Below are 21845 nucleotides of genomic sequence, written 5' to 3'. Positions count from 1 at the left end.
CTTTTCCGCGTTGATCCCACCACGCTACTTCCGCGTGTAATACCTGGCACTTATGCCTGATGGCGCTTCGCTTATCAGGCCTACGTTTCACACTCATTTGTAGGCCTGCGTTTCACGCTCATTTGTAGGCCGGATAAGGCGCGAGCCGCATCCGGCAGCGACAGCAGCAAATGCTCACCCCTTTCTTTTACGCAGCCCGCACGCTCTTAACATCACCACCCAAATACGCAGCCACGCAAAACGGTAGACCAGAGGGTGCTGAAGCCGCAGCAATGTCAGAAACATAACGCCCCCGTGCTAACGAAACGTTGGCAGCAGACCAAATACGTCCAGAACAACCGTCAGATAGACAACCGCCCCGCAGACAATCACCAGGTTGAGCACGGTGTTGTTACACGGCGCGGTATAGCTGGCGGTCGGAAAACGTTTCCGTGCGGCTTTGACCAAAAACGGCGGCAGGATCACGCTCCAGATGGTAAAGGCCAGACCGGCGTAACCAATCGCGTGTACAAAACCGTTCGGGAAGAAGAAGCACACGGCGGCTGGCGGGAAGTAGGTCACCAGCGCGGTTTTCAGGCGGCCCATGCCGTCATCCGGGAAGTGAAACAGGTCGGCGATGTAATCGAACAGGCCAAGCGTCGCCGCCAGCAGGGAACTGGCGACCGCGAAGTTGCCGAAGAAGGTGAGGATCAGATCCATATACCGGCTGGTGAACAGCCCGCTGATGGCCTCGACAAACACATCGATATTGCCACCTTTAGCAATAATTGGCGGGAACGAGGAACGACTAATGTTGCCCATCGTAACGCCTAACCAGAAGATATACAGCAGCAGGGCAAACAGCGTGCCGATAATAATCGACCGCGTAATATTCGAGATCCCGCTCGTGCCATACAGCTTAACCAGGCTCGGCACGTTACCGTGAAAACCAAACGAGATAATGCAGAACGGCAGCGTCATCAGGATGTAAGGCAGATACTGCGAATTGGGCAGCGCCACCGCCACGCTGTCGACGAGTTTCGCCACTTCAATATGGCCTACCAGCCCGGAGAAGGTGGCAAAAAATGCAATAAATTTACCGATAATCAATACGGTAGTGATACGTCCAACCAGCAGTGAGCTGTACCAGGCAATTGCCCCAACCAGCATACTGACGATAATCACCGAGATATTCGCCGGAAAACGTACGCCACTGTATTTGAACACGGTTTGCGCCATTACCGCCGACGAACCGGAGATATAGGCATAGGTCAGAATATACAGCACAAAGCCGAAAGCGACACCGACCACGATATTCCACTTACGGCCTAATAAATCCTGGGTAAAGGTATTAAAACTGGCACCAGCGCCATAATGCAGGTTAACTTCAACCAGCATCAGACCGGTTAATAACATCATAATGGCGATAAAGAGAAGAATAACTGACGCACCGGGAAACCATACACCGGCCATCGCAATCGGCAGGGAAAACATCCCGCCACCCACTACGGTTGCGATAACCAACATGGTTCCGCTAATTAGTCCGGGGGTACTACTCTGTCGCTCAATGGCATTAATATCCATGATAAATGTTCCTGTAGACTATTCGTTATAATTACAGCTGTCATTTGTACATCATGCGGATAATAAAAATGTCGGAGTCAGGGTATACTTTTTTTAGTTATGTCACGGTAACGGGCACCGCAAAGGCTTCCTGTTCATGGAAAAGAAAGACAAAAAAGCCCCATCCTGAGATGGGGCCATAATGATTATTTAGATATAGTCAAAGCGTGCAGTAAAGAAACGCAGTTGCTTCGGCTCGTAAATAAACTTCAGCCCGCGAATATCTTCTTTATGCTGATAAAGTTTAATAATGCCATCAGCCACCACATCCATGTGCGCATAAGTATAAACGCGGCGCGGAATAGTCAGACGCACAGTTTCCAGTTTCGGTCTGTGGTGTTCACCGGTCACGTTATTACGGCCTGCAGAGATAATTCCGCGTTCCATACTACGTACGCCGGTTTCCACATAGATGCTGGCAGCCAGGCTTTGCGCCGGGAACTCGTCCTGCGTCAGATGCTCGCAGAAGCGACGCGCATCGAGGAATACCGCATGACCGCCTACCGGTTCAACAATCGGTACGCCAGCGGCTTTGAGCTTGTCGCCCAGGTAGCGAACCTGCTTCACACGGTGCTCAATGTACTCATACTGCATGGCTTCACGCAGGCCAATCGCCATGGCTTCCATGTCGCGTCCGGCCAGGCCGCCGTAGGATGGCATCCCTTCGTACACCACGACTAACTCTTTGGCAGCAGAGAACATTTCGTCATCGTTCATGCACAGGAAGCCGCCGATGTTCACCAGACAGTCTTTTTTACCACTCATGGTACAACCGTCGGCGTAGCTGAACATCTCATGCACGATCTCGGCGATGCTCTTGTTCTCAAAGCCCTGCTCTTGCTCTTTGATAAAGTAGGCGTTTTCTACGCAGCGGGTGGCGTCATAGAACACTTTAATGCCGTGTGCTTTTGTCAGTTCACTCACCGCGCGCATGTTTGCCATCGAGACCGGCTGTCCGCCCGCGAGGTTAACCGTCACCGCCAGGCAGATATAGGCAATATTCTCAGCGCCTTTTTCATCAATCAGCTTTTGTAATTTTTTAAGATCGATATCACCTTTAAACGCAATATTCAGACCGGCATCGTGCGCTTCGTCACGCACGATATCGACAAACACCGCACCATTTTTTTCCTGGTGATAACGGGTGGTAGTGAAATACATATTCCCGGCAACATATTGCCCAGGTTTAATTGCCAGTTGCGATAACAGGTTTTCAGCGCCGCGTCCCTGGTGAGTCGGAACAATATGTTTAAAGCCAAACAGTTCCTGAACAGTTCTTTCCAGATGATAGAAGTTTTCGCTGCCCGCGTACGCTTCATCACCCATCATCATTCCGGCCCACTGCTTGTCGCTCATTGCGTTGGTGCCACTGTCAGTCAGCAGGTCAATATAAATATCTTTCGAATTTAACAGGAAAGTATTGTAACCCGCTTCCTGCATTTTCTTAAGGCGTTCGTCACGCGGGATCATAGATACAGTTTCAACGCTTTTAATACGGAAGGGTTCTGCCGGATAATTCATTTTGTTTCTCCAGTAACAGTGGTCATGTGCGTATTAATGTGAAGTAAAGCATACCTGGTTCATCAATAAAGTCTGATGAAATATAACTATTCGCCTCCTGCTCCAGGGGGGGGAAATAATGTGGAGGCACTATGCAAGATTTAATTGATTATGGAAATAGTCCGGTCAACATTAATCACTGGCAATAATTTTAAAAGCTGTAAATGTGAGTGATGCAAATCACACGTCATTTTTTTACCCGTTCATATTCAACAAGTTTTTTTTTGCGTGTTGATTTGTTGTTCGCGGTAGTGCGGCCATGGAGGGGGGAAATACTGAAAACTTAACTTTCCAGGCTGTGCTCATAATGTATTGCTGAACGAGTACACCCCATTTTGTGAGAGTCGGATCACTTCACGGGTTTATATTTGTGATTCACATCACTAAAAGTGTAAAGCAAAGTGTACAAATAAGCGTTGTTTCAGAGTTTACTATTTGCTTCAGTGAGTTAGATCGCATTTTTGGCCAGATGCCGACAGGCGTTGTTTTCTGGAGCGTGGGGATATTCAGGCGCGTGAAAGATAATGAATAAATACGATGAATAATACCGGATTTATTGGGATGGCGGAGTTTTCTATTTATTCCGAAAGCGTGCTATTCGCGCTTATTTCATCTTATTTACATCTGGACTTTCCCCAATTTACTGGCGTAATTTACAGGGGTTTTATTAGCGCGATGCGAAGGTGCGCCAACACCTGCGCATCGCTAATCACAGTAACTATTAAAGGGAATAGTCACCATGACTGATACGCATTGTATTGCAGTTTCGTTTGATCCAGAAGTGCACGCCGCAGATAACCGTTGCCTGAAGGTGGGTTATGCGAGCCGTTATCCTGATTACAGCCGTATTCCGGTGAAGTACGTCCAGTTTCCGTCCATCGTGATGAAGGGCCAGTGGCTGAAAGCCGCCGGATTCGACACCGGCACCGACGTCGATGTGCGGGTAATGCAAGGCTGCATCGTACTCACCGCCCGCACCGCCGAACCCGAAGAGTCAGCGCTGATGAAATCGCTGCGCAAAGTAGAAAAGCTGTCAGCACGCAAACAAAAGCAGGTGCTGGAGTTTATCGCGGTGATTGCGGGGAAAGGGTTGAAGGGGTGAGAGCTGGCAGCTGCTAATACCGCTTCAAGGCAGAACCCGATAACAGCAAGGGAATTTAAATAAATATCCTCCGGCATAGCCGGAGGTTTTTCTGATGCGCCGATAAGGCTCTCTTACCAGCCGCGCCCTAACATGCGCATACGATCTAACATTTGCATCAGACTTCGCTACTTACGGCCCGTAAACGGGCTTCCCAGATAGGAGATTGATAACTGCTCTCCCATTTTATCCTCTTCAAGCTGGTGCTTTATGTATTCCTGTAGCCTAGCTGGGGGTTTTCTGTGCACAATAAACTAGGGCCATAAATAAGGCCCTGGATTGTGATTAAGGTAGCATTCAAATATTGCTGACGATTTCTTTAATCAATGGCGGACCTTTAAAAATAAAGCCCGAATAAATCTGTACCAGGGTAGCGCCAGCGGCTATTTTCTCACGCGCGGCGATGACCGAGTCGATACCGCCAACGCCAATAATCGGCAACTGACCATTTAATTCCTGAGACAACTGGCGAATAATTTCTGTACTTTTTAATTGTAACGGACGACCACTCAAGCCACCCATTTGATCGCAATTTTTCATTCCCTGTACGAGAGAACGATCGAGAGTGGTGTTAGTTGCAATTACGCCATCAATATTATGGCGAACTAAACTGTCGGTGACCTGGATCAGTTCTTCGACGGAAAGATCCGGCGCGATCTTTACGGCCACCGGAACATATTTATGGTGGATCGCTTGCAGATCATTTTGCTTATTTTTAATTGCCGCCAGCAGATCGTCCAGCGCTTCGCCGTATTGTAGCGTGCGTAATCCCGGCGTATTCGGTGAAGAGATATTAATCGCAATATAACCAGCATAAGCATAGACTTTTTCCATACAAATCAGATAGTCATCTTTGCCGTTTTCTACCGGAGTATCTTTATTCTTACCAATATTAATGCCGAGAATGCCGTCAAAATGTGCTTTCTTAACGTTCTCCACCAGGTTATCAACACCCAGGTTATTGAATCCCATGCGGTTGATCAAACCTTCCGCATCCACCAGACGGAACAGACGTGGTTTATCGTTCCCGGGCTGGGGGCGTGGCGTCACGGTACCAATCTCAATTGAACCGAATCCCATCGCACCGAGCGCATCAATGCACTCCCCGTCTTTATCCAGTCCGGCAGCAAGCCCGAGCGGATTTTTAAACGTCAGCCCCATACAGGTAACCGGTTTTGCGGGTACTTTCTGGCGGACAAGCGCTTCGAGCGGCGTGCCGGTAATGCGACGTAACTGCTGGAATGTCAATTCATGAGCGCGCTCAGGATCGAGCTGGAAAAGGGCTTTACGAACGAAGGGGTAGTACATGAACTCTCCTAGATTCCCGGTGTGCAAACCGGGTGCGTATTATGTGCGATCGCAAGCAAAAAGGGAATTGACCTGCGGCAATAAATAGCAATCGTTTTCCTACATACAATTTACGATAAACTCACTTTCCGTCTGAGCTATTTTGCTAAAGAGCGAACCAAAAGCTACTGCAGCGCAGAACGTTCATTCGGGTGCAGTCAGAACTGAGAGGAAAGTAGCCGGTATCCGACAGTATTTCAGCGTCTGCTTCGTCATTACGCCGGTTACAGCGCCCGTCCTTTGGCAACAAGGGCTCGTGCGCTATCCATTTTCGCGACTGGCCGTACTACACGGCTTCTTTCAGGATCTCAAATTCCATCGTCTTCTTACCCAGAAGGCGCTGAAGCTTCCGGACCTGCTTCAGAGCAGCAGTAAGTTCAGAAGCGGGAACGACTTCCCCTACGGCCGCAACGGCGATAAGGCTGCCTTCCTAGTACTGCTTCTTCCACATAAACAGCAGGCCTGGCTGAATACCGTGCAGGCGGGCACATGGGAAACATTCATGCCTGCTCCATCGTTTGCTGGATAATGGCGATCTTCTCCTAAAGAATTTTACGTTTACGGACTTCTTGCCCTAACAGGATCCCAGTCATCTCAAAATTGGCGTTAGTGTTAGACATATATTCAAGCCAATCTCTTATCTGGAGATACAGCTACTGTCTGGTGTTTCAGGAGGCTACATCAATAACAATCCTGACACTGAGGACATCAGATCTTTCCTCAATCTCACACGCCGATTATCTGAGCAAAAATTTCTGTAGATTTAGTGCATTTACAAACATATCTGATTTCGTAAACTAGATTTCAGAATTGAAAATTGGTTCTGAAAAAGGTAGACCAGTTTAGAACCTGAGCTGACTGCAGGAAATGGAATGGTTTATTCGATAAAAAACGGCATTGTCGAGCAGGACGGGTATCCAATCGATCCCAAATTGCTTTTTAGACTTGGCAAATTTGTAGCTGATGATAGAGACAGCGAAACTACTTTGGTCATCTCAAAACGCCCAGCTGAACTGAAATTTCGGTTCAGCCATGAACCATCGCCTTCATTCAGATTGTTTTTCAGGAAGGCAGAGCTTACTCCTGATCAGGTGAATTCTTTGGTGGAATACGGTTATTTTATTGCTGATGGCAAACGGGTGTATTTTGTCAGTGACAGACTTAAGGATTTCTCCGTATCTGCCTGCAACAAGCTGTCACTCCCCGGATTGCTCAAACTACTTCGCAAACTATACAGTGATGGACTTATTGACGCTCTTCCATCATCCCTTATGGAGAAGCTTAGGGCACAGCAGCAGAAAATATCACTCCACGATAAACTCTTTGTCAGGGAACTCTACCCCTACCAGAATGAAGGGGTTGCATGGCTGACCTTCTGTGCAGCCAACGGTGTGGGTACCATCCTTGCCGATGATATGGGTCTGGGTAAGACTGCTCAAGTGATTGCCCTATGCTGCGATGTTCTCGAACACAATCCTGAAGGTAGGATCCTTATTGTTGTTCCCAATCCTCTGCTGGCCAACTGGATCAGAGAATTTTCTTTTTTTGCTCCTTCACTCAGACCTTTTCTCCATTATGGGCAGAACAGGAGCGGTCTCAGTTCAGATCTTTCCGAGCACAATATAATTGTTACTCCCTATACCGTATTGAGTTCCGATATTTCGATGCTGGAAGAAATCCCGTTTGACCTTGTACTTTATGATGAAGCCAGTATGCTGAAAAATCCTCGGTCGGGAAGATCTCTTGCAGCAAGACGTCTTGATTCTGTTGCTTCCGTTGCAATGTCGGGAACTCCTGTCGAGAACTGCCTTCTTGACGTTTGGGCTCTCTGTGACCTGGTTTTCCCCGGTTTTCTCGGAAACGAGCAAGATTTCAGATCTCGTTATGTCCATCGCGAACTGTCCAAAACGCTCAATACGGATCTACACGGGCTTGAAAACAGTCTCCGGCAGATAACCCTGCGACGTATGAAAAAAGATGTCCTGACGCAGCTGCCTGAAAAAATGGATATTCACAGAGCTGTTACCGCAGGAGAAAAGGAACGAAATACCTATGAATCCCTCATTGAGGAGATGCAGCTGGATGCGGCAAACGGAGGAGGAGGTATGCTACCCCTGATCAACAAACTACAGCAGTTTACTGCACATCCGGCTCTTTTAGATCCGAGCATACCCCATGATGTCAAATCCCTATGCCTCCACAGCGCCAAATTCGAACTACTTATGATGGAACTGGACGGCATAGAACAATCCGGAGAAAAAGTCATCATCTTTGCCACATTCCAGAAGGCAATCGATCTGCTAGGTGCTGCAGTTAGGGAACGTTATGGCATCACCCCAGGAGTGATTGACGGACGGACTCCAAATGAACAACGGCAGCCGCTGATTGACAGATTTTCCAAATCGTCCGGATTCGATCTGCTACTGTTGCACCCTAAAACAGCCGGTATGGGGCTAAATATCACCGCTGCCACCAATGTAATCCACTATTGCCGACAGTGGAATCCGGCCCTTGAGGCACAGGCTACGGCAAGAGCATGGAGAAACGGACAGAAATCTGTGGTTAGTGTTTATTACATGTATTACGCGGATACTGTCGAAGAAATGATCGATGAACGGATACGAATGAAACAGAAGCTTAGCGAGCAGGTTATTGCAGTGGCCGACTATAAAGAAACAGACAAACAGCTGATGCTGGAATATTTGGAATCGATAAAAAAATGACAGATAAAAATGAATTACAGGAAAATGATTTCCGCCCTTCTGCTGCGAGGCTGGTCGAAAGCCTCCGTGATACGGGATACAGTGAAAAAGCGGCATTTGCTGACATTGTAGACAATTCAATAGCAGCTAATGCTACGAAAATTGCCATCGAGCTCCAATATCTGATGGGTGAGTTCCGAGTAGTCATTACCGATAACGGTGATGGAATGACTGAGTCCGAGCTGAAGAATGCGATGCGGTACGGTTCCGAAAAACGGCCGAATCCGAAGTCACTGGGCAAATTCGGAATGGGGCTGAAAACTGCGTCTACGGCATTCTGCCGTAGACTGGTGGTACTTTCACAGAAAGAAGGAACTGCAGTAGGCCGTATCTGGGATCTCGATACCATCAGTGAAAAAGATCGCTGGGAACTCGAGACCCCAGATGAAAACGACTATTACGACGATTTCGAAGTTCTTGAGGATTTCTCCGGAAATTCAGGCACCATGATTGTCTGGGAAAAAATTGATCGTCTGATCAAGCCAGGCAGCGATAGACAGATGCGTGATCAGATCCGGACCCTCGGCAAGGAACTTGTTGACGAACTGAGTGCCGTCTTTTTCAAATATCTTTCTTCCGGAAACGTAGAAATCTCACTCAAAATTGCGGATGAACCCGAAATCCTTCTCCAAGGATGGGATCCCCTGTCTACTGAACTTGTTACCAGTGGCGGGGCCCGTCCCCAACTCTTGAAAGAAAAGAAAATCCATGTAGAGTTCAATGGAAACAGCTATTCTTTCACAATCAGAGGAAGCCTGATTCCATCGCAGAATGAGCTGACTGCGGAAGAGCAGGAGGCTGTGAGATACGGATTGGATAACCAAGGGTTCTATATCTATCGAGAAGACCGGTTGATATGGAATGACGGCTGGCCTCACCGAATGTATAAGAAGGAAGGTAAGATCACCCGTTTACGTGTCGAGCTTGTTTTCTCCCATGAACTTGATGATGTATTCAGTATCGATTTCCGCAAAAGCCGAGTGATAATCCCTGTTGAAATCCGTAGGAAACTGCAGTCGCTGATTGCTCCATGGCGTCAGGCACTACTTTCCGTTCCGTCAAAAAATCAATCTGAACAGTCCGGTTCGACACGTGCACATGGTCCTGCTGATAATGCGATAGATAAGCAGAAAAACCGTACAAAAAACTCCGATATAAAGGTTGATGGCGAAACAGTTACCATCAGAAACCAGAACCAGCCCAAACCTGCAGTAATCAACGATATACGCGTCTACGAGGACAAGACTGTCAGGGTCCACGAAGAAAACTCCCTGTTGGGTGACAATCTCTGGGAACCGTCATGTGACATAGATGGAAATACCTGCGTAACACTTGGGAAGTCGCATCCATACTTCCTGAAAATGTATGATGTCTGCAAGAACAATGTAGAAGCCATGAAAGCTCTCGACATGCTTCTGTGGAGCCTTGCAAATGCCGAACATGGTGAATACTCAGAAGCGAACAAATACACCCTGAAAGGATTCCGCCAGAAGGTCAGTGAGAGTCTTCGTTATCTCAGCCTTGAACTGCCGGATCCGGAAGAGGATTCAGAATGAGTTATGAATACGATCTGGCCGATTTCAAACGTTACCTTTACGACAAAAACCACAGTTACAGGGTAGATGGACTGATTTTCTGGCAGAACAGGATTCCGCTGCCGATTGACCTGTTCAATCGAATATTCGATGAATCTGATCTGATAATTGCAGATTTTGTCTATCAGGTAGCAGCAAGCGCTGCCGTTTTTAGCGAAAAAGAGTCATTCGAGAGTACCTTCGGGCTGGAAGTAACAAATCTTCCAACCGACAAGCTTAAAGCGGAAATACCAGCACTGTCCACGTGGGTGGATGAACATCTGCCTGAAAATTGCAGAATTGTCCGTATGATATATGAAATCGCGGAGCTTCTGGGCCTTTCAGAGTTCAGGTTTTCCGGTGATAGGATCGCAAAATCGCTTGCTCACCAAGGGAAAAAGTATGCCCGTCTATTCATGCCGAGTCCGGTAAAGGATCTGGTGAACAACATTCAGGGATGTGACACCATCGGGCAGGACAATACTGACATGTTCGGTAATATCATTGCCGACCGTTATAACATTTACCGTTCAGGTTTCAGTGATGCCTTGGCTATCATATTCAATGCCCTACTCGAATTTAGGCTCCTGTTTTCTGGAAACAGCGGCAATCTGCCTAGATTTAGGGTAATGATGACTGCTCCTGACGACATCGATATTCGTTTCGGTAAAACAGCCGACGGTTCATTGTGGGAACCAGGTTACGGGGACGATCATTTCATAACAATCAATACTGAACATCCCGTGATGAAAAATCAGGCAAAAGACCAAGGCTGTGCACTGGCCGAATTGCTGTTTTTTATGGGGCAGTATGAAAACTCTCAGTTTTCGGACCAGAACAAGAAATTTATTGAAAACATGCGACAGACAATATCCAGAAATCTCTGGATCAAGTATGACTAGTTTTTCTCATGCAAGGACGGGACAAGTATGCTTTCAGAACTGGATATGGTAATGAACTGGTTCAAAAATGAACCAGAATCGGCATGGCAATTCGATGAGATCGGATTCGATGATGAAACAAGAACGGTTCTATCAAAAACCGGACTGACATTGCTGGACCATACAGCACGGATGGAAACTGGAAGCGGGTATCACTGTTATATACCATGCCAGTATCTGATGTATATGCTAAAGATCGGGCCATTTGTAAGACTACTGGACAACTACATCTCTGTATTCGAAGAAATCAAAAAAAATATGTTTCCGGCAGAATTCGAAGCAATGATCGAAAGCGGAACGTCAAACGAGCAGGCGCTCGTTTCGCTGGACATCTACAGCCGCAGCAACTTTTTCTGGGCTTTCAAAGATCCCAGAACAAGACTTGAGGCAAAAAATCTAATAAACACGAGCTCAAAAACTGGGAAAAAGAGTTATAGGCAATCCGATGATTTTGTCAAATCGGTCTTGCTGGCATCATTGCCGGTCCCGAATGTAAGCTCGGAAACACTCGGTACCCTGATTCTTGATCTGGTGCGTTCTCAAGAAACATATGATTACCTTCAAAGGAGATATATGCCCAGTCTTCCTTATATGTTCAGTGTTCCTGAAGGGGATGAACTACTGTTCAGAATAATGACAACGATTGGCTGGTCCGGTCAGTTTGAGCCTTTACTGGGGTCTGACCCCGATGCCGAATTTGTTTCATGGAATGATATAGACAGGGCATTTCTTCTCCGCCCATCTAGGGAACCCGGCAATGCGCTGTATGTCCAGAATCCCGTCCATTTTTCTGTTCCGCTGGAGAAATATATTTTCATCAGAAAGGGTCTCTTGGATACTCCCGATTCACTTGAAAAAATATCGGTTCTGGTTTCCGGTTTATGGCTGGGGATGAGTATCCGGAACAGAGAGGGCAAGTTCTTTTTCGAGTCATCGACTAGAGCCTCAGTATCCGGACCTAGAGTGACCGGTGGAACGAACAGAATCTTCTATGGGGCACCCGGTACGGGAAAAAGTTACAGGGTCCATGGTGAAATGAGTGACGGTGCAGAAAAGATTGTCACAGTTTTCCATCCTGATACTCAGCATAACGATTTTGTCGGTGCCCTGAAGCCTAAAATGGAAAAGAATGAACAGGGCGAAAGCAGCATAACCTACAGTTTCAGACCAGGCCCTTTTACCTGCGCTCTCATACTGGCCATTGCTCGTCCAGACAGAAAGGTCTGTCTCATTATCGAAGAAATCAACCGTGCTTCTGCTGCAGCTGTCTTCGGCGAGCTTTTCCAGCTTCTAGACAGGGAGCCTGATGGAACGAGTACCTACAGTATCAATGCCACTGATCCGGATATGCTCGAGTATATTAATATGGAACTAGGTACTATGGGATGTACTCCTGTCGATAGCCTACGGATCCCGTCCAATATGTCTCTACTGGCTACCATGAACAGCAGTGATCAGGCAGTTATGCCGCTAGATACTGCATTCAAACGGCGCTGGAATTTCGAATATCTGCCAATCGATTTATCAAAACCGGAGATCCCACAAACCGAAATCGTTTTCACCACCAATTCAGGAAAATATTCGGTACTCTGGCGCGATTTTGCTCAAATTATTAATGACACCCTTGTCGAATGTGAAATAGCAGAGGATCGTCTGGTCGGCCCGTTTTTCCTAGATTCTAAAGAATTGGAAAATGGGGAAGCAGCGAAAGCTGCCCTTGGCGGAAAACTGTTCATCTATTTGTGGGATGATGTGCTGAGACATGTCGGACACCAGAAAATATTTGCGTCTACCTTCAGGACTTTCGGCAACCTATCTGCAGCATTTCGCAATGACATGGCTGTTTTCTCTATTGCCGTAGAGAACAGACTTGAAGGGGTGGGCACTCCTGTTGACATGTACAGAGATCCGCAAGATGTTGCCAGTTGATATTCTGTATCTTTCAGACAGGACACCTGTCACCGATCGCAGTATTCCTGTGACCGTGCTCGATGAGCTGAGAAACAGGGGGCTGCTGGCCCCCGACATGCAGAAAATCCATTTCTGTGGAGTCATATCTTTCAGTGGAGGTCTGGCTGTATTTCTGCCACGAAATAACAGTTCTTCTCGTGAATCGCAGGCTCTTTCAGCACATTATCTGCTCCGCTCACTCCTGAAATTTTACCGAGATAGAGACACCGGTGTTTTTGATGGGGATGCAGGAACCGGACTTATCGGTGGTGAATCCCTGTCGTTGGCAACTGCACTGATTGACGACTATCAGACGAATGGTCTCTATGTCCGCCGGATTAGAGTCGATACAACCAACTCCGGAAAAGTTGTATGGCCGGAGACTATTGCTCGAGGGACTGCCTATCCTAGCCCATCTGGGCCTGTATATATCGATACTGTAACCACACGTTCGCGCTACCTCACCGATAGCGAGACAGCAAAGATTCATGCCTCTGTAATGAGGGAGCTCTATCAGGTATACGGAATGCTCTGGACAGGCAGTCAGGGCACTCCTGAACAACTGCAGAATGTTCCGCGTCCTGAGGGAAATGTTTTCTCATGGGTTGTACACCTAAGAAGAGAACTGCAGTTCAGCTATTCCGAAAGGGATATTTTCCTTTTGCGCAGACTGATCATGTATCTTGAAACAGGGAGAGGAACGGGGAATGGCGGGGTTCTTATCGGTGTCAGGAAGTTTCACAGTCTGTGGGAAGCCATGCTGGATGAATGCTTGGTGGGTAAATACCGAGTTAATAATAAATTGCCTATACCCGTGTATCTGGCCGGCAGTGACAAGTTTGTTCCCGTTGCCAACAAGAACCAGAGAACGGATACGGTTCTCCACAATGAAGAAAAAACGCACGTCGCGATCATTGATGCCAAATACTATGATGCGAAGACACCGGATAGTGCTCCTGGTTGGCCGGATCTGGTAAAACAGTTTTTCTACCAGAAGGCGCTTTCTTACCTAGTGCCGGTCGGTACCCACATCACAAACCATTTCATTTTTCCTGGAACAGAAAAGCCACTCAGGGCTGTCCATGTTGCGGAAAGGGGAAAGGTTCTGGTTACGGAAGCTGACTGTCTGTCCGAATATCCGCCGATTCATTGCCATTACCAGGATCCCCTAGAACTACTTCGGCTGTATTCAACTGGAGAAAAGCTGGTAGAACTGACCCGCGAAATTTTTACAGTCTGAAAAGATTCGGACTATGCCTAGAAATGTCGATAGACATGAGACCCCCTCATTGATTGATCATCCGTACAGTGATACTATCGCCGGGAATAAAACCGGATAAGGTGAGCATGGGATGGACAGTAAGAATAAATTCCAATATATCAAAAATATGAGAAAAAAATTAGGCATAGGTCGCACCGAATTTGCCAATCTTCTCGGACTCGGTGCAGCCGGAGAACGTACGGTCCGAGGATGGGAAGAAGAGGAACATGAACCGTCTTCCGTCAAATGGCAGGCCATTCTCGATTTGGAAAAGAAGATGACTGAATATCTGGAAAACGCACCTTTCCGCCAGAAGCCTGCAAATGAATGCAATTTCACCTTCATCGATCTGTTTGCTGGTATCGGCGGTATTCGTCTTCCTTATCAGCAGCAAGGAGGGCACTGTGTATTCTCATCCGAATGGGACAAGTTCTCCCAGAAGACCTATCTAACGAATTTCGGCGAAATGCCCCAAGGTGATATCACTAGAATTCCGGCATCCGACATTCCTAATCACGATGTACTGCTTGGCGGATTTCCATGCCAGGCTTTTTCACAGGCCGGTTTGAAAAAAGGTTTCAGCGATACCCGTGGAACCATGTTCTTCGAAATCCAGCGGATCATGACAGCCAAGCGTCCAAAGGCATTCATGTTGGAAAATGTCAAGCAACTGCAGGGACATGATAAGGGTCGTACCCTGAAGACCATTCTCGATATCCTGCGGGGCAACGGACCCCATTCCGTTCCGGACGATATCCCGATTAGTGAGGATGCCCGCAATGCTCTGTCCGAAAAACTCAATTACTGGGTCGATTACCGTGTACTGCGTGCAGGTGACTTCGGTGCCCCTCAGAACCGTGAACGTATTTTCATCGTTGGTTTTGACCGTGACTATTATAGGGGCGTGGATTTTGACAGTGTATTCAGATGGCCGGTACCTCCTATGACTCCGACCCGTGTTGGTGACATTCTGGAAGACCTCGATCGTCTGCCTCTGTCACAAGACAGATATACCATCTCGGATAGACTGTGGATGGGTCACCAGAAACGAAAACTGGAACACGAAAAGAAAGGAAACGGTTTCGGCTATTCTCTTTTCAACAAGGACAGTGAATACACTAATACCATCAGTGCCCGTTATTACAAGGACGGCTCCGAAATCCTGATTGACCAGTCACATTTGGGTAGGAACCCGCGCAAGCTAACTCCGCGGGAATGTGCACGTCTACAGGGATTCCCTGACGACTACATCGTCGATGCTGTTTCACAGGGCCAGATCTACAAGCAATTTGGCAACTCTGTCTGCATGAATGTCATCCGTGCGGTCTCGGAACAGTTGGTCGAAACTATGAAAAAAGCCGAAATACTGGCTGGTAAGAACCAGAGTCTGGAGCGAACAACAGGCTAATGACCCTGCAGTGGAAGAAAATGTCTTGATGTGATGCCCCTCCTTTACTGAAGCAGCCAATGTAATACTGCCACGGTTTGCGTTTGCTATGGCAGTAAATCACATCACTACATACGTACCCTTTTCATTATCACAATATTCCTCATTGTTAGACTGCATACTGCGCCATCCACTTCCGATCTGATGGCTTCACCACTTTTTTGCCAATCTAAGCATCCCTTCAAAACGAACCATTCACTTTTAGAGATCTTCCTTCCGACTGCTCTTGACCCGCCATCTCCGGACAGCTTTTGTAGCTTAAATTAACGATGCCCGCTGCCGCGGGTATTCTCTCGGAAAGAGATATCCCAACGCACTGTGCGGGTGTGCTCCTCTTTCATCTTCATGCCGCGGTACGAGTAACGCACACCTTTAATTTCTTCTCGTTTTGCAGGTACTCGCCAGAGAGATTTATCGAAGTCGAACTCATCCCAACGCGCGAAATGCAACTCACTGGAACGCACAACATATTGATTTTTAAGAAATAATTGGGCTTTTTCGGATGGTCTTGGAAGTACTAATGGTGCCGAAGGCCGGACTCGAACCGGCACGTATTTCTACGGTTGATTTTGAATCAACTGCGTCTACCGATTTCGCCACTCCGGCACGGAAGGGATGCGGAAAACGTTGTGAATTATACCTGTCATGCGCCACCATGCAAGCACCAGCATGCGATAGTCTCACTAAGTGTCGAAAAAAACAGCGTCATTCCTGTTCGGCCTCTCTACTCCCCTGCTTGCCCCTGCGCTTCTCACCCTGAACCGGATTATTTTAGGAATCCGCTTCGCAAAAAAATGCAACGTGACCCGCTCGGTTTACATTTGCTGCCGTTTACTATGAGATGTCGTTACTGAATCCCGTAATAGCGGTTACTCACCACGCTCAGGACACCATTATGCGTTTCTATCAGGTTGAACCCACGCTGGAGAACTACTGGCGCGGGATTATCCTTTTCGGCAAAAATGTGGCTTCCTACAAGTTTGCCCTCGCCCACGCGTTGTACGATCTCAAACCTGACGGCAGCGATCTGATCGCGCTTGAGGAGCTGGCCGTACCGTTCAGCACCCATTTGTGCCGTCATCTAAAACACGCACCAAAGCAGATTACCTCACGCAGCAGCCAGTTTATTACCGCCTGTACGCAATTTAATAGCGGCGAGATCACTCGGGATGAACTCACCGCCATCACCGTCCGCCAGGGGTTTAACAACGTGATTGATGCCTTTCACAATGTGAATCAGGGTGAGATTGAGAAACGCTTTTTTATCGATGAGCGTAAAACGCATAAAGGTATCCGGATGACGGATAACTTCTACAATCTGGGTGAACGCCTGCAATACCGAAACTTCAGCTTTGAAACGGATGCACGCTGGAACCTGGTCGAGCAGGGCTGGGCAATGAATATCTCCAGCCACCTGATTAACGTCGAATATGACGACGATGACCAAATGTTGTTTAGCAGGAACAGTGACCGACGGGTGGCAATCTCCAGCTGTCGGGACAGCCTGAACGGCTATCAGAAGGGGCGCTGCTTCTACTGTTTTGCCCCCATCAGCCTGCAAGCTGGCGACGACACCTTCGCTGATGTTGATCATTTTATCCCGTGGAAAGCGCGGGGACAGGTGGCGAATATCGATGGCGTCTGGAATCTGGTACTCGCCTGCAAGGAGTGTAACCGTGGTGGGAAAGGTAAATTTGCCCAACTTCCTTCGACCAGGCTACTCCAGCGGCTACGGGACCGAAATGAATACTTTATTAACAGCCATCTTCCGCTGCGTGAAACGTTGATACGCCAGACGGGGACAACCCAGGCGTTGAGAAACACATTTTTGAACGACAGCTGGAACGAAGCTATTAAAATACTCTTTCACCAGTGGGAACCCATTGCACAAGGAACGGATACATTCTGATGACTCTCGATTATTACCAGCGCCACGCGCAGGATTTTTTTAGCTCGACGGTTAATGTCGATATGGAATCGCTTTATCTCCCCTTCCTGCGACACCTCCCGCAGAGCGGACGTATTCTGGATGCAGGCTGCGGCTCCGGTCGTGACAGTAAAGCCTTCCTGGAAAAAGGTTATCAAGTCGAAGCGTTCGATGCCTCTGCGGAAATGGTTAACCTTGCCAGCCAACATGCCGGGCTGTGCGTCAGACAGATGGCATTTAACGATATCGCCAACACTGAACACTATGATGGTATCTGGTGCTGCGCGTCGTTGCTGCATGTAAGTGCCGAAGCGTTACCCGGCGTAATGAGCAAACTCGCCCGCGCGCTTAAAACGGGCGGTACCTGGTATGTATCTTTCAAATACGGCGAAACAGAAAGAGTGAAAGACGGTCGCCACTTTACCGATCTCACTGAACAAGGTCTGGAAAAGCTGCTCGCGCCGCTGAGCGATATCACGCTAATCAGCAGCTGGACGACGCGTGATAAGCGTCCCGAGCGTGACGAAATGTGGCTCAACGCATTATTGCAGAAAAGGCCTTAATCCCCCCTTCTGCGAAGCGTCCCGTTTCCCCATGCTCTACACTTCCAGTTCAACACCACACTGAGGGGAACACGATGTCGATGATAAAAAGCTACGCTGCAAAAGCGGCGGGCAGCGAACTCGAACTCTATGAGTATGATGCGGGCGAGCTTAAGCCGGAAGATGTCGAAGTCCAGGTCGATTACTGCGGTATCTGCCATTCCGATTTGTCGATGATCGACAACGAATGGGGATTCTCTCAGTATCCACTGGTTGCCGGGCATGAGGTGATTGGTCGCGTGGCGGCGCTCGGCAGCGCGGCGCAGGATAAGGGTCTGAAGGTTGGTCAGCGTGTCGGCATCGGCTGGACGGCGCGCAGTTGCGGGCACTGCGACGCCTGTATAAGCGGCAATCAGATCAACTGTCTGGAAGGGTCCGTGCCCACCATTCTTAATCGCGGCGGCTTTGCCGAGAAGCTGCGGGCCGACTGGCAGTGGGTGATCCCGCTGCCGGAGAGCATCGACCTGGCGGCGGCTGGCCCCTTGCTGTGCGGCGGCATCACGGTGTTCAAACCGCTGCTGATGCACCATATTACCGCCACCAGCCGCGTCGGGGTGATCGGCATCGGCGGCCTGGGGCATATCGCCATTAAGCTGTTACACGCGATGGGTTGCGAAGTCACCGCGTTCAGCTCCAATCCAGCGAAAGAGCAGGAAGTGCTGGCGATGGGGGCGGATAAAGTGGTCAACAGCCGCGATCCGGATGCGCTAAAAGCGCTGGCAGGCCAGTTCGATCTCATTATTAACACGGTTAACGTCGATCTCGACTGGCAGCCCTATTTTGAAGCGCTGGCCTACGGCGGTAATTTCCACACCGTCGGCGCGGTGATGAAACCGCTGCCGGTGCCGGCGTTTACCTTAATCGCCGGCGATCGCAGCATCTCCGGTTCGGCGACCGGTACACCATTCGAACTGCGCAAGCTGATGAAGTTTGCCGGTCGCAGCAAGGTGTCGCCTACCACCGAGCTGTACCCGATGTCGCAAATTAACGACGCTATCCAGCACGTGCGTGACGGCAAGGCCCGCTACCGCGTGGTGCTGAAAGCCGACTTCTGATGCCGGGCTCAGTCCCGCAAGGGGCTGGGCCTATTGCCCGTTACGAAACGCGAGCACCGCCTGGCGGCACTGTTCCGTCACATGCTCGATGTCATGGTTCACGTCGATGCGGGCAATATCGCGTTCATCCTCCTGCGGGCACTCCAGCGCATCGAACTGGCTTTTGAGTAATCCCACCGGCATAAAATGCCCTGCCCGACGCTGCATGCGCGCCAGAATAGTCTCGTAGTCGCCGTCCAGCCACAGGAAATGTACATTCGGGCTGCCCTGGCGCAATATATCGCGATACTGTTTTTTTAATGACGAGCAAACAATAAACCCGGTCTCATTCTTTTTATATAAACTGTATGAGGCGTCATTTAATCGCGCTAACCAGGGAAGCCTGTCTTCATCGGTTAATGGAATACCTTCAGACATTTTATCAATATTTTTAGCCGGATGGAGATCGTCGCCATCAATAAATTTAGCCGATAATACCGCGGCAACTTTGCTGCCAATTAAAGATTTACCGCTACCCGAAACGCCCATCAAAATATAACTTTCCCCGGCCATCGAAAAAACTCCAGATTCATATTCCATGGCGCGATACTACGCCTTCCACATTGTAGAATTCACCTTTTTTCGCCGCGGCTGCACAGATTTACAAGGCGCATCACGTTATGCGTAACATTGTAGTGTAACAATTTTCCAGCGTGACCTGCGTCACAAATAATAACAATTAAAACCGTTTAAATGCTGCCGAGGTTACTACCTGACCAGTGAGGCATTTATGCAAGTCAAAACCCAATCCTGCGTTGTCGCGGGTAAGAAAACTGTTGCCATAACCGACCAAAATATTGAATGGAATAATAAAGGAACACTGGTACAAATTACCCGCGGGGGAATTTGCGGTTCCGATTTACATTATTATCAGGAAGGGAAAGTCGGTAATTTTACCGTTAAAGCGCCGATGATTTTAGGCCATGAAGTTATTGGTAAAGTAGTGCACAGCGACGCAAAAGAATTACATGAAGGTCAGTCGGTGGCGATTAATCCGTCGAAGCCCTGCGGCCACTGTAAATACTGTTTGCAGCACGAGGAAAACCAGTGCACGGAAATGCGCTTTTTTGGCAGCGCCATGTATTTTCCCCATGTCGACGGTGGTTTTACCCGGTTTAAAAGCGTCGATACCGCGCAGTGCATCCCTTACCCGCAAGAGGCTGATGAAAAAGTCATGGCCTTTGCCGAACCGCTGGCGGTAGCGATCCACGCCGCGCATGAAGCGGGCGACCTGCAGGGCAAGCGCGTATTTATCTCCGGCGTCGGTCCTATCGGCTGTCTGATCGTCAGTGCGGTGAAAACGCTCGGCGCGGCAGAGATTGTCTGTGCTGATATCAGCCCGCGCTCGCTGTCGCTGGCCCAGCAGATGGGTGCCGACACGCTGATTAACCCTCAGCAAGACTCGCTCGACGAGTGGAAAAAAGAGAAAGGCTACTTCGACGTTAGCTTCGAAGTCTCCGGCCATCCGTCCTCAATTACCACCTGTCTGGAAGTGACCCGCGCAAAAGGCGTGATGGTGCAGGTCGGCATGGGCGGCGCGGTGCCGGACTTCCCGATGATGATGCTGATCGGCAAAGAGATCGCGCTCAAAGGCTCGTTCCGCTTTACCACCGAGTTCAACACCGCGGTGTCGTGGCTGGCGAATAACGTTATCGACCCTCTGCCGTTACTCAGCGCCGAATATCCGTTTACCGAACTTGAACAAGCGCTGATCTTCGCCGGGGATAAAACCCAGGCGGCGAAAGTCCAGCTCGTTTTTGCAGAAACAAATAAGGAATAACATGATGAACGATCTTTTTTCACTGGATGGCAAAAACATTCTGATCACCGGTTCGGCTCAGGGTATTGGTTATTTACTGGCGACCGGGCTGGGAAAATATGGCGCGCAGATTATCGTCAATGATATTACGCCAGAGCGTGCTGAAACCGCCGTCGCCAGACTGCAGCAGGAAGGGATCCGCGCCGTTGCTGCGCCGTTCAATGTTACGCATAAACAGGACATTGATGCCGCCATCGACCATATCGAAAAAGACATTGGCCAAATTGATGTGCTGGTGAATAACGCCGGTATCCAGCGTCGCCATCCGTTTACCGAGTTCCCGGAACAGGACTGGAACGATGTGATTGCCGTTAACCAGACGGCGGTATTCCTGGTCTCGCAGGCGGTAACGCGTCGTATGGTGGAACGTCAGGCCGGGAAGGTCATCAACATCTGTTCCATGCAGAGCGAACTGGGCCGCGACACCATCACGCCGTACGCCGCCTCCAAAGGCGCGGTAAAAATGCTCACCCGCGGAATGTGCGTTGAGCTGGCGCGCCACAATATCCAGGTCAACGGTATTGCGCCGGGCTACTTCAAAACCGAAATGACCAAAGCGCTGGTCGAGGATGAAGCCTTCACCTCCTGGCTGTGCAAACGTACACCTGCCGCGCGCTGGGGCGATCCGCAGGAGCTGATCGGCGCGGCGGTATTCCTCTCTTCTAAAGCATCCGATTTTGTAAACGGTCACCTGTTGTTTGTCGATGGCGGCATGCTGGTCGCCGTCTGATACCACACAACGCAACATCACGCAGCGCCCAGGCGCTGCATTTTTGGCTCCCCCCTAAATCATTCGAGTTGCAGCCAACACACCTGCA

16 protein-coding genes, 1 tRNA gene and 4 pseudogenes are annotated in these 21845 nt (G+C 49.0%); 13 read left to right on the top strand and 8 right to left on the bottom strand.

Annotated elements, in window-relative coordinates:
* Nucleotides 1-297 precede the first annotated feature (297 nt).
* Together E1B03_RS04065 and E1B03_RS04060 are read right to left on the bottom strand one after the other, a co-directional pair.
* A complete protein-coding gene (locus E1B03_RS04065; RefSeq protein ID WP_133085713.1) occupies nucleotides 298-1563 on the bottom strand; it encodes an aromatic amino acid transporter in 1266 nt (421 codons plus the stop codon).
* 189 nt (nucleotides 1564-1752) lie between these two features.
* Complete coding sequence (locus tag E1B03_RS04060) at nucleotides 1753-3123, bottom strand: tyrosine phenol-lyase (RefSeq protein ID WP_103768524.1); 1371 nt, start codon at nucleotides 3121-3123, stop codon at nucleotides 1753-1755.
* A 778-nt stretch (nucleotides 3124-3901) separates the two neighbouring features.
* Between E1B03_RS04060 and symE the strand changes: the two genes are divergently transcribed.
* Nucleotides 3902-4264 (top strand): endoribonuclease SymE, encoded by a 363-nt coding sequence (gene symE / locus E1B03_RS04055; RefSeq protein WP_133085712.1) that lies wholly within the window; start codon nucleotides 3902-3904, stop codon nucleotides 4262-4264.
* A 167-nt stretch (nucleotides 4265-4431) separates the two neighbouring features.
* Here symE and E1B03_RS04045 read toward each other — a convergent pair.
* Both E1B03_RS04045 and pyrD read right to left on the bottom strand, forming a co-directional pair.
* Nucleotides 4432-4527, bottom strand: a pseudogene (locus E1B03_RS04045) (IS200/IS605 family transposase); the annotation flags it as partial.
* Between the two features lie 73 nt (nucleotides 4528-4600).
* Nucleotides 4601-5611: a quinone-dependent dihydroorotate dehydrogenase gene (pyrD, locus tag E1B03_RS04040; RefSeq protein WP_133085711.1), complete on the bottom strand. Its 1011-nt coding sequence runs from the start codon at nucleotides 5609-5611 to the stop codon at nucleotides 4601-4603.
* A 105-nt stretch (nucleotides 5612-5716) separates the two neighbouring features.
* Here pyrD and E1B03_RS04035 point away from each other — a divergent pair.
* Nucleotides 5717-5818, top strand: a pseudogene (locus tag E1B03_RS04035) (YagK/YfjJ domain-containing protein); the annotation flags it as partial.
* A 65-nt stretch (nucleotides 5819-5883) separates the two neighbouring features.
* Here E1B03_RS04035 and E1B03_RS26420 read toward each other — a convergent pair.
* Nucleotides 5884-6186: pseudogene (locus tag E1B03_RS26420) on the bottom strand (transposase); the annotation flags it as partial.
* Nucleotides 6187-6522: 336 nt separating this feature from the next.
* On the opposite strand from E1B03_RS26420, the gene E1B03_RS04030 reads away from it, so the two are divergent.
* The 6 genes from E1B03_RS04030 to E1B03_RS04005 all read left to right on the top strand — a co-directional run bounded on the left by E1B03_RS04030 (nucleotide 6523) and on the right by E1B03_RS04005 (nucleotide 15546).
* Nucleotides 6523-8373: a DEAD/DEAH box helicase gene (locus tag E1B03_RS04030; RefSeq protein WP_133085710.1), complete on the top strand. Its 1851-nt coding sequence runs from the start codon at nucleotides 6523-6525 to the stop codon at nucleotides 8371-8373.
* Nucleotides 8370-9968 (top strand): ATP-binding protein, encoded by a 1599-nt coding sequence (locus E1B03_RS04025; RefSeq protein WP_133085709.1) that lies wholly within the window; start codon nucleotides 8370-8372, stop codon nucleotides 9966-9968. Before E1B03_RS04030 ends, E1B03_RS04025 begins: the two co-directional genes overlap by 4 nt.
* Nucleotides 9965-10888 carry a hypothetical protein gene (locus E1B03_RS04020; protein ID WP_087051787.1) on the top strand — a complete coding sequence of 308 codons (924 nt, stop codon included), beginning with the start codon at nucleotides 9965-9967 and terminating at the stop codon, nucleotides 10886-10888. The genes E1B03_RS04025 and E1B03_RS04020 overlap by 4 nt, the downstream gene beginning before the upstream one ends.
* 27 nt (nucleotides 10889-10915) lie before the next feature.
* A complete protein-coding gene (locus E1B03_RS04015) occupies nucleotides 10916-12856 on the top strand; it encodes an AAA family ATPase (RefSeq protein WP_133085708.1) in 1941 nt (646 codons plus the stop codon).
* Nucleotides 12843-14117 (top strand): LlaJI family restriction endonuclease, encoded by a 1275-nt coding sequence (locus E1B03_RS04010; protein ID WP_087051785.1) that lies wholly within the window; start codon nucleotides 12843-12845, stop codon nucleotides 14115-14117. Before E1B03_RS04015 ends, E1B03_RS04010 begins: the two co-directional genes overlap by 14 nt.
* A gap of 112 nt (nucleotides 14118-14229) precedes the next feature.
* A complete protein-coding gene (locus tag E1B03_RS04005; protein WP_133085707.1) occupies nucleotides 14230-15546 on the top strand; it encodes a DNA cytosine methyltransferase in 1317 nt (438 codons plus the stop codon).
* Nucleotides 15547-15911: 365 nt separating this feature from the next.
* Here the strand turns inward: E1B03_RS04005 and E1B03_RS26415 are convergent.
* Both E1B03_RS26415 and E1B03_RS03995 read right to left on the bottom strand, forming a co-directional pair.
* Nucleotides 15912-16049: pseudogene (locus tag E1B03_RS26415) on the bottom strand (tyrosine-type recombinase/integrase); the annotation flags it as partial.
* A gap of 57 nt (nucleotides 16050-16106) precedes the next feature.
* Nucleotides 16107-16191 (bottom strand) — tRNA-Leu (locus E1B03_RS03995).
* Nucleotides 16192-16480: 289 nt separating this feature from the next.
* Here E1B03_RS03995 and E1B03_RS03990 point away from each other — a divergent pair.
* The 3 genes from E1B03_RS03990 (at nucleotide 16481) to ahr (ending at nucleotide 19169) form a co-directional block, all read left to right on the top strand.
* Nucleotides 16481-17494 carry an HNH endonuclease gene (locus tag E1B03_RS03990; RefSeq protein WP_133085706.1) on the top strand — a complete coding sequence of 338 codons (1014 nt, stop codon included), beginning with the start codon at nucleotides 16481-16483 and terminating at the stop codon, nucleotides 17492-17494.
* A complete protein-coding gene (locus E1B03_RS03985; RefSeq protein ID WP_133085705.1) occupies nucleotides 17494-18075 on the top strand; it encodes a class I SAM-dependent methyltransferase in 582 nt (193 codons plus the stop codon). Before E1B03_RS03990 ends, E1B03_RS03985 begins: the two co-directional genes overlap by 1 nt.
* 74 nt (nucleotides 18076-18149) lie before the next feature.
* Nucleotides 18150-19169 (top strand): NADPH-dependent aldehyde reductase Ahr, encoded by a 1020-nt coding sequence (gene ahr / locus E1B03_RS03980; RefSeq protein ID WP_103768575.1) that lies wholly within the window; start codon nucleotides 18150-18152, stop codon nucleotides 19167-19169.
* Nucleotides 19170-19199: 30 nt separating this feature from the next.
* Here ahr and idnK read toward each other — a convergent pair whose 3' ends face one another.
* Nucleotides 19200-19721 carry a gluconokinase gene (gene idnK, locus E1B03_RS03975; RefSeq protein WP_043018258.1) on the bottom strand — a complete coding sequence of 174 codons (522 nt, stop codon included), beginning with the start codon at nucleotides 19719-19721 and terminating at the stop codon, nucleotides 19200-19202.
* A gap of 217 nt (nucleotides 19722-19938) precedes the next feature.
* Between idnK and idnD the strand changes: the two genes are divergently transcribed.
* Together idnD and idnO are read left to right on the top strand one after the other, a co-directional pair.
* Nucleotides 19939-20988, top strand: coding sequence for an L-idonate 5-dehydrogenase (idnD, locus tag E1B03_RS03970; protein WP_133085704.1), 1050 nt, complete (start codon nucleotides 19939-19941; stop codon nucleotides 20986-20988).
* A gap of 4 nt (nucleotides 20989-20992) precedes the next feature.
* The gene (gene idnO / locus E1B03_RS03965) at nucleotides 20993-21757 is read left to right on the top strand and encodes a gluconate 5-dehydrogenase (protein ID WP_103768682.1); all 765 of its coding nucleotides are present in this window, start codon (nucleotides 20993-20995) and stop codon (nucleotides 21755-21757) included.
* The last annotated feature ends 88 nt before the right edge of the window (nucleotides 21758-21845 follow it).

The sequence above is a fragment of the Citrobacter arsenatis genome, assembly GCF_004353845.1.
In the GTDB taxonomy this organism is placed as follows: domain Bacteria; phylum Pseudomonadota; class Gammaproteobacteria; order Enterobacterales; family Enterobacteriaceae; genus Citrobacter; species Citrobacter arsenatis.
Note: the sequence above shows the minus strand (reverse complement) of the source record. Positions and strands in the feature narration are given on the sequence as shown.